The organism is Gluconacetobacter aggeris, from assembly GCF_014174395.1.
In the GTDB taxonomy this organism is placed as follows: Bacteria; Pseudomonadota; Alphaproteobacteria; order Acetobacterales; family Acetobacteraceae; genus Gluconacetobacter; species Gluconacetobacter aggeris.
On record NZ_JABEQD010000010.1, the window covers coordinates 153,877 to 164,829 of the forward strand.

A 10,953-nucleotide genomic window follows, 5' to 3' on the forward strand; every position below is an offset into this window, starting at 1 on the left:
AATCCCCGATAGCCCGCCCGTTCGAAACGTGCCATCCCTGTTCCGAAACCGTACCGAACGGAGAGAGGCCATGATCCATGTCACATCCCATGATGCGCTGCTGGTCATCGACCTCCAGAACGATTTCCTGCCCGGCGGCGCCCTGGCCGTTCCGGACGGCGACGCGGTCATTCCGGTCATCAACCACCTGACCCTGCTGCCCTTCGGCCAGCAGGCGGCCAGCCAGGACTGGCATCCGCACTTCCATGTCTCCTTCGCCAGCACCCATGGGCGGAAAGCCACGCCCGATCACTGGCCCGACCATTGCGTGGCAGGGACCCACGGCGCCGAACTGGCGGCCACGCTGCATCAGGGGCGGATCGGCATGGTGATCCGCAAGGGCCGCGACCCGGATGTCGACAGCTATTCCGCCTTCATGGACAATGACCGCGCCACCCGGACGGGGCTGGATTCCTGGCTGAAGGGGCTGGGCATCAGCCGCGTCTTCATCACCGGGCTGGCGCTGGATTATTGCGTGCGCTTCACCGCCATCGACGCGAAGGCCCTTGGTTTCGAGACGATCGTGGTCGAAGATGCATGCCGCGCGGTCGGCCCCGGCCCGCAGGCCACATGGCAGATCCTGGCGCAACACGGCATCGAACGTGCCCATGCCACCGATCTGGCCGGTCTGTAGTCACGGGGCACGGCCCGTTCCGGGGGGAACAACCCGGCGCCGGGTGGGACCGGCCCGGGCGATCATCGAGGGGGAATGCGGAACCATGACCATTCCAGGTCAGGTATGACCACGCACGCGCCGACCAGGCGGCTGCTCGCATCACGACGACACATGCTGGGGCTGGCCGCCGGAGCAGCCGGCAGCGGGCTGCTCCGGCCACCCGCCCTGCGGGCACAGCCACGGACATTGCTCCCGGTGGCCGAGGCCGACGCGCTGGTCGCCTTCGGCCATACCAGCCCGGTCACCGACGGCGGCTGGACGATGGCGCACGACCAGGGCGTGCAGGCGGTGCGCAAGGCCTTTCCGCGCCTGCGCACGGTCTATGTCGAAAGCGTGCCCTACTCGGCCGACGCCACGCGTATCTTCCGCCAGTTCGTGGCCGAAGGCGCGCAGATGGTCATCGCGACCTCCAACTATGGCGATTTCATCCGCGACGTCTCCGACCGCGCGCCCGATGTCGCCTTCATGGAATGCGACGGCCACGCCACCAGCGGCAATCTGGGCTGGTATTACATCACCCACTGGTACGCCAGCTACGTCATCGGCATCGCCGCCGGGCTGATGACACGCACCAACAAGATCGGCTTCGTCGGCTCCTTTCCCATCCCGTCCGTCTATGCGGGCGCCAACGCCGTGCTGCTGGGCGCACGCTCGGTCAACCCGGCCGTCACCCTGCAGGCCATCTCGATCAATGCGTGGTTCGACCCGCAGGCCGCCACCCAGGCCGGCAGCGCGCTGGCCGATAATGGCTGCGACTTCCTGTGCGGCATCATGGACGAACCCGCCTATCTGCGCGTGGCCGAACAGCGCGGCATCAAGGCGGCGATGTGGAACACCGACATGCGCCAGTACGGGCCGGACGCCTATGTCAGCTCCGTCACGCTGGATTTCCGTGATTACTATGTCGAACAGGTGCGCGCCCGCCTGGCCGGCACCTGGCAACCCCAGGGCCATTTCCTGACCCTCGGCCACGGCGTGGACCGCGACCCGTGGGGCCGCACCGTCCCACCCGAAGTCGCGGCCCGGGCCGACGCGATGCGCACGCGCATCATGCAAGGCTACAACCCGTTCCAGGGCCCGATCCACGACGCCGCCGGCCGCCTCCGCGTGCCCCAGGGCCAGGCGATGGACGACGCGCTGATCTATCAGTGGGACTGGGCCGTGGCGGGAGTGACCGGCCTTGACTGACCTGCGCCACACCCAGCCCGACGCTCCGCCCCCGATCGCGCCCGGCACGCCCCCGATCCTGCAATTGCAGGGAATCTGCAAATATTTCCCCGGCGTGATCGCCAACCAGGATGTCAGCCTCGACATCGCACCGGGCGAGATCCACGCCCTGCTGGGCGAAAACGGCGCCGGCAAGTCCACGCTGATGAACGTCGTCACCGGCATCTACCAGCCCGATGGCGGCGAGATCATCCTCAATGGCTACGGCCAGAGCCTCGCCGCCCCGCAGGACGCGATCCGCGCGGGCATCGGCATGGTCCACCAGCACTTCAAGCTGGTCCCCGCCTTCACGGTGGCCGAGAACATCCATCTCGGCTGGCGCGAAACCCCGTTCCGCGCCTCGGCAAAAACACTGGAAGCCCGCACCCGCGCCCTGTCGGACCGGTTCGGCTTTTCCGTCCGCCCCGACGCCATCGTGGCCGACCTCTCGGCGGGCGAACAGCAGCGGGTGGAAATCCTGCGCGTGCTGGCACGCCAGGCCCGGCTGCTGATCCTCGACGAACCCACGGCAGTGCTGACCCCGGCCGAAACGCGCGACCTGTTCCGCGCCCTGCGCGCCTTCCGCGCCCAGGGCAACGCCGTGATCCTGATCAGCCACAAGCTGGACGAGGTCATCGACATCTCCGACCGCATCAGCATCCTGCGCGCCGGCCGCAATGTCGGCACCTACCGCACGGCCGACTGCACCGCCGCCGGCCTCGCCACCCTCATGGTCGGCCGCGAGATCGTCCGCCGCGACCTCCGCGCCCGCGCCCCCGGCGCCGCCCCCATCGCCCCCGCCCCGGTCCTGAGCCTGCGCGCCGCCACCTGCCGCGATCCGCGCGGCGTGGAAACCCTGCGCGACGTCACGCTCGACCTGCATGGCGGCGAAATCCTCGGCATCGCCGGCGTCGCCGGCAACGGACAGCGCGAACTCACCCAGGTCCTCACCGGCATGATGCCCCTCTCGGCGGGCGAGATCCTGCTCGACGGCACCCCAGCCCCGCTGGCCGACCCGGCCGCCTTCGCCCGCGCCGGCATCGGCCACATCCCCGAAGACCGGCTGCGCAGCGGCCTCGCGCCGTCGCTCGACATCACCGACAACATGGCCCTGCGCGAATATGACCGCCCGCCGATCGGCCGCCACGGCCTGTACGACCGCGCCGCCGCCGCCCGTCTGGCCGGCACGATCGTCGAGGCCGCCGAGGTCCGCGTGCCCGACCTCGCCACCCCCATCCGCAACCTGTCCGGCGGCAACCAGCAGCGGCTGGTGGCCCGGCGCGAGATCCGCATCGCCAGCCGGGTGCTGGTCGCGGCCTATCCCAGCCGGGGCCTGGATATCGGCGCCATCGCCACCGTCCTCCGCTATTTGACCGAATTGCGCGACCAGGGCGTGGCGGTGGTCCTGGTGTCCGAGGACCTGGAGGAACTGCTGAACGTCGCCGACCGCATCGGCGTCCTGTTCCACGGCCGGCTGATGGCCACGATCGACGCCGCAACGGCCGATATGGAAACGATCGGCCTGCTGATGGGCGGCCGTTCGACACAGAACAGCCCGGCACGGGACGGAGGACAAGCCTGATGGCCGGCACGCTGCAACGCCAACCCACCGTCACCCCGGCCCGCCGGCTGGCCTGGCGCGCGGGCGCCGTCGTCACCGCCCTGGCGATCACCACCCTCTTCCTCGCTTTGTCGGGCCGCGACCCGCGCCTGCTGGCCGACCTGGTGGTGCGCTCCACGGTGGGCTCGCGCTTCGGGCTGGAAGACCTCGCCCTGTTCCTCACCCCCCTGCTGCTGACCGGCGCGGCCGTGACCGTGACGGGGCGGATCGGCGTATGGAATATCGGCGCCGAGGGCCAGTTCTATGCCGGCGCCATCGGCGCCACCGCCATCGGCCTGTTCCTGCCCGGCCCATCCTGGCTGCTGCTGCCGCTGATGGCCGCCAGCGGCATCGCCTGCGGCATGGGCTGGATTCTGGTCCCCGCTTTGGCCCGCGCCTATGCGGGCGTGAACGAGATCATCACCACCCTGCTGCTCAATTTCGTCGCCGGGCTGCTGACCACCTATCTGGCGGTCGGCCCATGGCATGACCGCGTCACCGGCGCGCTGGCCTCGACCGGCCGCCTGCCGGTACGCATCCCCGAAATCTGGGGCGTGGTCCATTGGGGGTTCCCCATCGCCCTGGCCATCGTGCTGGGGCTGGCATGGCTCACCACCCGCACACGCTGGGGCTACCAGATCACCATCGGCGGCGCGAACGAACAGGCGGCCCGCTACGCCGGCATCCCGGTCCGCGCCCGCATCCTGGGCGTCATGCTGCTCTCCGGCGGCCTGGCCGCGCTGGCGGGCATGTTCGAAGTCGCGGGCACGGTGCACCGGCTGCAAGGCGGCCTGGCCAATAATTTCGGCTATTTCGGCATCGTGGTCGCGGTGCTGGCGCGCGGATCGTGCCTCAACGTGCTGCCCGCCGCCCTGCTGATGGCCTTCATCCTCAATGCCGGCATCGTGCTGCAAACCCAGCAACTGACAAGCTCGGCCGTGCTGGCCATCACCGGACTGGTCCTGTTCATGATCGCCATCGCCGACGAACTCGCCCATTACCGCCCGGTGACGATCCGTCCCGTCACCCCCCGCCCTGCCACAAGCGCGGAGGCCCGGCCATGATCGACCTGCTGACCGGCATGCTCTCCACTGCAATCCTCGCCGGCGGCGTGCTCGCCCTGGCCGCACTGGGCGAGGTCCTGGCCGAACGCGTGGGCGTCACCAATCTCGGCGTCGAGGGGCTGATGTCGATGGGCGCGGTGGTCGCCATCATCACCGTGGTCGCCACCCCCAACCCGTGGCTGGGCCTGCTGGCGGCCACGCTCGCCGGCGCGGCGGGCGGCATGGCCTTCGCCTTCGCCACCGTCATCGTCCGCGCCAACCAGGTCCTGTGCGGGCTGGCCGTCACCTTCCTCGGCCTCGGCCTGTCGGCCAGTATCGGCCATGATTACGCGGGCGTGCCCTCGCCCGCCACCTTCGGCCGCGTGCCCGTCCCCGGCCTGTCGGCGCTGCCGGTCATCGGCCCCGCCTTCTTCGGCCAGAATGTGCCGGTCTACCTCATCTACCTGGTCCTGCCGGCGGCGGCGCACTGGGTGATGTTCCACACCCGCCACGGGCTGGCGATGCGCGCGGTGGGCGAAAACCCGGCGGCGGCCGACGCGGCGGGCCTGCCTGTCACCGCCTTGCGCTTCTGGTACGTCACGCTGGGCGCCGGCCTGGCCGGGGCCGCCGGCGGCTACCTCACACTCACCTACGTGCCCGTCTGGTCCGAGGGGCTGGTGGCGGGACGGGGCTGGATCGCCCTGGCCCTGGTCATCTTCGCCGGCTACCGGCCCTTCGGCGCCACCCTGTCGGGCCTGCTGTTCGGACTGATCACCGCGCTCTCCTTCGTCGGCCAGGCCCGCAACTGGCCGATCGCGCCGGCCTTCCTGAACATGCTGCCCTATCTGGGCACGATCGCGTTCATCATCGTGCCGGTGGTCGTCTGGCACCGCATGCGCCGCATCATGGCCGCCCCGGCGGCGCTCGGCGTACCGTATCATCGCGACGTGAGGTAAGGAGCCCCAATGACCCATCGCGTGGACCCCACCGACCGCGCCGTGCTCGATGCCTGGCACGCGGTCGGCTTCCTCGAAACACTGGCAGCAGGCCCCACCCATACGCGCCTGCTGGGCGAGGCCCTGACAATCCAGCGCACCGCCGACGGCACGATCCAGGTCCGGGCCGAAGGGCACGATACCCCCCTTCCCATCGCCGAACGCCATGGCTGCCTGTGGACCAGCCTCGGCACGCCCCCCGCCACCCCACTCGCCATCCCGGAAGCCGACGAGCCCGATCGCCGCCTGGTCTGCTGCGGCTCGATCGACGTCCATGCGTCGGGCCTGCGCGTGGTCGAGAATTTCCTCGACATGGCGCATTTCCCCTTCGTCCACACCAATATCCTGGGCGCCGAACCGCAGACCGAAGTCCTGCGCTACCACACGGAATGGCGGCGCGACGTGGACGAGGTCTGGGCCACCGACTGCCGCTTCCACCAGCCGCAGGCCGCCCTGTCGGCATCGGGCGGGCAGGATACGGGCTATATCTACCGCGTCGCCTCGCCCTTCGTGACCCTGCTGTACAAGACCTGCCCCAACGACGCGCTGCGCCCCGACGTCATCGCCCTGTTCGTCCAGCCGACGGAACCCGAACGATGCCGCGCCCACCCCGTCATGTTCCTGATCGACGAACTCTCGGCCCAGGCCGACCTGATCCAGTTCCAGCAGAAGATCTTCCTGCAGGACCGCATCATTCTCGAAAACCAGCGCCCCCGCCTGCTACCATTGGACGCGCGCGCCGAAATCCCCACCCGCGCCGACTCCCTCTCTGTCACCTACCGCCGCTGGCTGAAGGAAAAACAGGTCCGCTACGGCGCTACCGGCACCCTGCCCACCTCTTGAGAGGCCGTCAGATCCGCATCGAGCCCGTGTCGATAAAACGCTGATGCCAGGACAGCGCCTCGCCCAGCAGGTGAGGCGTATCGCCCCCGCCTCCATCCACCCTCTCGGCCCGCGCCAGATAGTCCCGCAATTGCGGCCGGAAATCCGGATGGGCGCAGTTCTCGATAATCACCCGCGCCCGCCGCCGCGCCGACAGGCCGCGCAGATCGGCCAGCCCCTGTTCGGTCACCAGCACATGAACATCCTGATTGATGTTGTCGACATGCGACACCATGGGCACGATCGAGGAAATCGCGCCATTGCGCGCAACGGACGGCAGCATGAAGATCGACAGCAGCGCGCTGCGGGCAAAATCGCCCGACCCGCCGATCCCATTCTGCACCCGCGACCCCATGACGCGGGTGGAATTGACGTTGCCGTAGATATCGGCCTCGATCCCCGCATTCATCGTAATACAGTTCAGGCCCCGCGCCACCGCCGGATTGTTGCTGACCTCCTGCTGGCGCAGCACCAGACGGTCGCGCAGCACCCCCATGTCGGCCTTCGCCGCCGCCGCCTGCACGTTGCTCAGATACAGCGACGCGCCGGAGACGACGCGCATCTTGCCGCTGCGCACCATGTCCAGCATGCCGTCCTGGATCACTTCGGTATAGGCGGTCAGGTTCTCGAACGGCGCATCGGCCAGCGCCGTCATCACGGCATTGGCGATATTCCCCACCCCCGATTGCAGGGGCGGCAACGCCTCCGGCAGCCGGCCGCGCGCCACCTCGTGCTTGAGAAATTCGATGATATGGCCGGCAATACGGGTGGCATCGGGCACGGCACGAAACGACTGTCCCAGATCTCCCTCGTCAGTCCGCACCACTGCCGCGATCTTTTCCGGCGGCACCCGCAGCACCGTTCCACCGATGCGCTCGCCCGCCCATGACACCACGGGCAGCCGGGCGCCGGCCTCGCGGTCGCCGGCCCAGATATCGTGAATGCCCTCCAGTTCGGTCGTATGCCAGCCATTCACCTCGATGATCACCCTGTCGGCCATCTCCAGCCAGGTCTTGGCATTGCCGATCGCCAGCGTCGGCACGATGCCGCCATCCTCGCGGATCAGCGCCGCCTCGATGACCGCCACATCGACCTTGCCGAAGAACCCCGCGCGCGCCCAGGGCGCGACACGGCTCAGATGCGTGTCGACATAGGCCACCTTGCCTTCATTGGCCTGCGCCCGCAGGTCGGCATCCCCCATATAGGGCATGCGGAAACTGATCGCCTCGGCACGGGCCAGCACCCCGTCCACATCCGGCGTGGTGGATGCCCCCGTCAGCAGGCTGATCGCGAACGGCTCGCCCTGTTCATGCCGCGCAATGGCCCGGCGGGCCAACGCCCTGGGCAGCGCCTTGGGCGTGCCGCCGGGGCCGAACCCGCCCATCCCCACCACGTCCCCATGCGCGATCAGGCCCGCCGCCTCATCCGCGTCCATGATCCTGTGCCTGAACGCCGCATTGTGGACACGCTCTTCGGCCATGGCGTTCTCCCGTCATCATTCTTGTTCTTGTTTTTTCCGGTTTCCGGCGGTCATGACCGCATATTCCCGGAACGCACAGCCACTCTCAGTCTCTCAAACGCACACAAAATACCAATCATTTGTTAGGTTAACTCGTGTAAAGCCCGACCCCGCGCCTGTCGAGGCCGAATATGAAAACGCACCATCACACGTGATTGAACGCCCATACACCGCAAGCCGTTTCCCCAGCCCGACGCACCCGCCCATCTCGGGCGACAGGAAAAGCAGCTCCGCCGCCCGAGGCCGCCAGTCTCAGAGCCTGTCCGAAAACCCCTCCAGCACGATCTTGCCCCGCGCCCGCCCGCTTTCCAGCAAAGCATGCGCCCGTTTCAGATTGGCGGCACAGATCGGCCCGAACTGCTCGGCCATCGTGCTGCGCAGCGTCCCGGCATCCACCAGCCGCGCCACTTCGTCCAGAATCTCGCCCTGGCGCCCCATATCGGGGGTAGCGAACATCGAGCGGGTGAACATCAATTCCCAATGCACCGCCACGCTCCTGGCCTTGAACGGCAGGATGTCGAAGGCCGGCGGATCGTCGATCAGCCCCATATGGCCCTGCGGCGCGATCAGTTCCGCGATATCGGTCCGATGCCGGTCGGTCTGGGTCGTGGAAAAGACGAAGCCGGGCGCCCCACCGGGCAGCGCCGCCACCTGCGGGGCAAGAGAACGGGCATGGTCGATCACATGCGTGGCCCCCAGTTCCACGACCCAGTCCCGCGTCTCGGGCCGCGAGGCGGTCGCAATCACCTCCAGCCCCGTCAGCGCCCGCACAAGCTGAATGGCCACCGACCCGACACCGCCGGCCCCGCCGACGATCAGCACCGAAGGCGCCGCACCCGGCACCGGGCGCCGGATATCCAGCCGGTCGAACAGCATTTCCCACGCCGTCAGCGCGGTCAGCGGCAGGGCGGCGGCCCGGGCCCAGTCCAGCGTGCGCGGCATGTGCCCGACGATGCGTTCATCCACCAGATGATATTCCGCGTTCGTCCCCTGCCGCCCCAGCGCCCCGGCATAGAAGACCGGGTCACCAACCCTGAAGCGCGTCACCTCCGGCCCGACGGCGGCTACCACCCCGGCGGCATCCCAGCCAAGGACTTTCCACGCGCCCGGCTCGGCCTGCGCGCGCAGGCGCACCTTGGTATCCACCGGATTGACCGACACCGCACGAACCGCGACCAGCAGGTCGCGCCCGGCGGCAACGGGCACCGGCAGATCGAGATCGACCAGCGCGTCATCGGCGCTGATGGGGCGGGAAAACTGATAACCGACGGCGCGCATGGCCATGTTCCTTCCTTGTCGTGCCGCCAGGTGAACCCCTATGATGCGCTATACGCAAGAACGCACATTTATCGCCCATAGTGTCGGAAATGATACCGTCATGACCCGTACCCGCCACCTCAACCAGGATTGCTCGCCCGGCTGCGCCGTCGAGGCCACGCTCCAGGTCATCGGCGGCAAATGGAAAGGCGTGATCCTCTATCACCTGTTCGAGCGCACCATGCGCTTCAACGAACTGAAGCGCCGGCTGGCCAACGTCACCCAGCGGATGCTGACCACACAATTGCGCGAACTGGAACGCGACGGGCTGATCACCCGCACCATCTTTCCGGAAGTCCCACCCAAGGTGGAATACAGCCTGTCCGAGCGCGGGCGCACCCTGCACGCCGTCATCACGGCGCTGAAGGATTGGGGCGACCACCACGCCCCACCCGCGGAAAAAAAGCCCCTATCCGTTCAGGAACATCCCCTGCCCCAAACACACCTCCCCTGAACGAATCAGAGTTTTTTGGTTCTTTTTTTCAAAAAAGAACGTCTTCCCTTATGCCTTCAACTTCCGCGCCAGAACCGCCAGCGCCACCAGTTGCCGCGCCAGGAAATCGCGCGTCGCGGTGTCGGTCAGTTCCTGCGCCTCCGCATCGATCTTCTGCGCGGCCTGCCCGATCATGGCTTCAGGCCGGTTCAGCACCATGGCATCGAGGGAAACCAGGCTCTGGCGCAGATGATATTGCGCCCGCGCGCCGCCGATCACCCCCGGCGAGGCCGTCTGGATCGCCACCGGCTTTCCCGCCAGCGGCTGCGGCGCGAGGCGCGACAGCCAGTCGATGGCGTTCTTCAGCACACCGGGCATCGAGTAATTATATTCGGGCGTCACGATGATCACCCCATCCGCCGCACGGATCTGCTCCGCCATGAGCTGAACGGGTGCCGGAAATCCCTGATCCTGCACATCCGCGTCATAGAGCGGGAACGCACCGACCGAGCCCAATGGGCTGATCGTCACCCCCTCGGGCGCCAGCGCGGGCAGCGCCTTCGCCACCGCGCGATTGAGCGATTTCCTGCGCAGGCTTCCCAGCAGGGTCACGAAATGAAGAGGAACCAGATCCGTCATGATGCACCTCCGGCCAGGAGCGGAACACGCCCCCCATCCGCCATGTCCCATGCCGGCCCCGCCCCATGCAATCACGATATGAACCGCCCACGGCCGAAGGCCGCCGATGCTCATCACAAGAGCGGAGCGCCTTGTGGGCCCCGAGCACCGAAGCGCAGAAAATGCGCGCCGGATCGCCAGCAGGGTGATTCCGCAAACAGCCTCTTTCAGTCACCCAGCCATATCGACATTCTCAGGACGGCCATCGGATCTACCCAGTATCAGGTCTCGCAATCCCTGCCGGCGTCAGGCTTTCCGCGCCATACGCCCGCCAGATAGCGTCGCCATGCCCCACACCGATATCAGGAGGCCCCGCAGTGGCTTCACGCCTCGGGTAGAGGCACCCTGCGACACCCGCCCTCGCCATGACAGGGCCACGCTCCCCGGTAGTACCTTGCCGCGCGGCGATGAGACGCGCTGATACGCAGACCCGAATCAGGTCCGCGAACATCATTCAGAACGTCACGCGCACGCCGCCAAACCCGCCGATCGGCGCGGCGGGGCTATAGCTGCGCGGGTTGCTCGCCCCCGGCGCCTGCGCCAGATAGACCGAGGAGGTCGCCGA

At 67.9% G+C, this 10,953-nt stretch carries 10 protein-coding genes; 7 read left to right on the forward strand and 3 right to left on the reverse strand.

From position 1 onward, the window contains the following. The first annotated feature begins 70 nt into the window (after window positions 1-70). The 6 genes from pncA to HLH36_RS14280 all read left to right on the forward strand — a co-directional run bounded on the left by pncA (window position 71) and on the right by HLH36_RS14280 (window position 6,402). Window positions 71-673: a bifunctional nicotinamidase/pyrazinamidase gene (pncA, locus tag HLH36_RS14255; protein WP_182987009.1), complete on the forward strand. Its 603-nt coding sequence runs from the start codon at window positions 71-73 to the stop codon at window positions 671-673. Window positions 674-778: 105 nt separating this feature from the next. Further along, complete coding sequence (locus HLH36_RS14260) at window positions 779-1,903, forward strand: BMP family ABC transporter substrate-binding protein (RefSeq protein ID WP_182987010.1); 1,125 nt, start codon at window positions 779-781, stop codon at window positions 1,901-1,903. A gap of 34 nt (window positions 1,904-1,937) precedes the next feature. Beyond that, entirely contained in the window at window positions 1,938-3,503 is a 1,566-nt protein-coding gene (locus HLH36_RS14265) for an ATP-binding cassette domain-containing protein (RefSeq protein WP_182987030.1), read from the forward strand. Continuing rightward, a complete protein-coding gene (locus HLH36_RS14270) occupies window positions 3,500-4,585 on the forward strand; it encodes an ABC transporter permease (RefSeq protein ID WP_408871899.1) in 1,086 nt (361 codons plus the stop codon). The genes HLH36_RS14265 and HLH36_RS14270 overlap by 4 nt, the downstream gene beginning before the upstream one ends. Continuing rightward, on the forward strand, window positions 4,582-5,520 hold the full coding sequence (locus tag HLH36_RS14275; protein ID WP_182987012.1) for an ABC transporter permease: 939 nt from the start codon (window positions 4,582-4,584) through the stop codon (window positions 5,518-5,520). Before HLH36_RS14270 ends, HLH36_RS14275 begins: the two co-directional genes overlap by 4 nt. Before the next feature lie 9 nt (window positions 5,521-5,529). Then, the gene (locus HLH36_RS14280) at window positions 5,530-6,402 is read left to right on the forward strand and encodes an aromatic ring-hydroxylating oxygenase subunit alpha (protein ID WP_182987013.1); all 873 of its coding nucleotides are present in this window, start codon (window positions 5,530-5,532) and stop codon (window positions 6,400-6,402) included. A 7-nt stretch (window positions 6,403-6,409) separates the two neighbouring features. On the opposite strand, the gene HLH36_RS14285 is transcribed toward HLH36_RS14280, so the two are convergent. Both HLH36_RS14285 and HLH36_RS14290 read right to left on the reverse strand, forming a co-directional pair. Further along, window positions 6,410-7,921 (reverse strand): succinate CoA transferase, encoded by a 1,512-nt coding sequence (locus tag HLH36_RS14285; protein WP_182987014.1) that lies wholly within the window; start codon window positions 7,919-7,921, stop codon window positions 6,410-6,412. Window positions 7,922-8,212: 291 nt separating this feature from the next. Continuing rightward, the gene (locus tag HLH36_RS14290; RefSeq protein WP_182987031.1) at window positions 8,213-9,238 is read right to left on the reverse strand and encodes a zinc-binding alcohol dehydrogenase family protein; all 1,026 of its coding nucleotides are present in this window, start codon (window positions 9,236-9,238) and stop codon (window positions 8,213-8,215) included. Between the two features lie 100 nt (window positions 9,239-9,338). Between HLH36_RS14290 and HLH36_RS14295 the strand changes: the two genes are divergently transcribed. Continuing rightward, window positions 9,339-9,731, forward strand: coding sequence for a winged helix-turn-helix transcriptional regulator (locus tag HLH36_RS14295; RefSeq protein WP_182987015.1), 393 nt, complete (start codon window positions 9,339-9,341; stop codon window positions 9,729-9,731). Window positions 9,732-9,779: 48 nt separating this feature from the next. On the opposite strand, the gene HLH36_RS14300 is transcribed toward HLH36_RS14295, so the two are convergent. Then, a complete protein-coding gene (locus HLH36_RS14300) occupies window positions 9,780-10,349 on the reverse strand; it encodes an NADPH-dependent FMN reductase (RefSeq protein ID WP_182987016.1) in 570 nt (189 codons plus the stop codon). Window positions 10,350-10,953 lie beyond the last annotated feature (604 nt).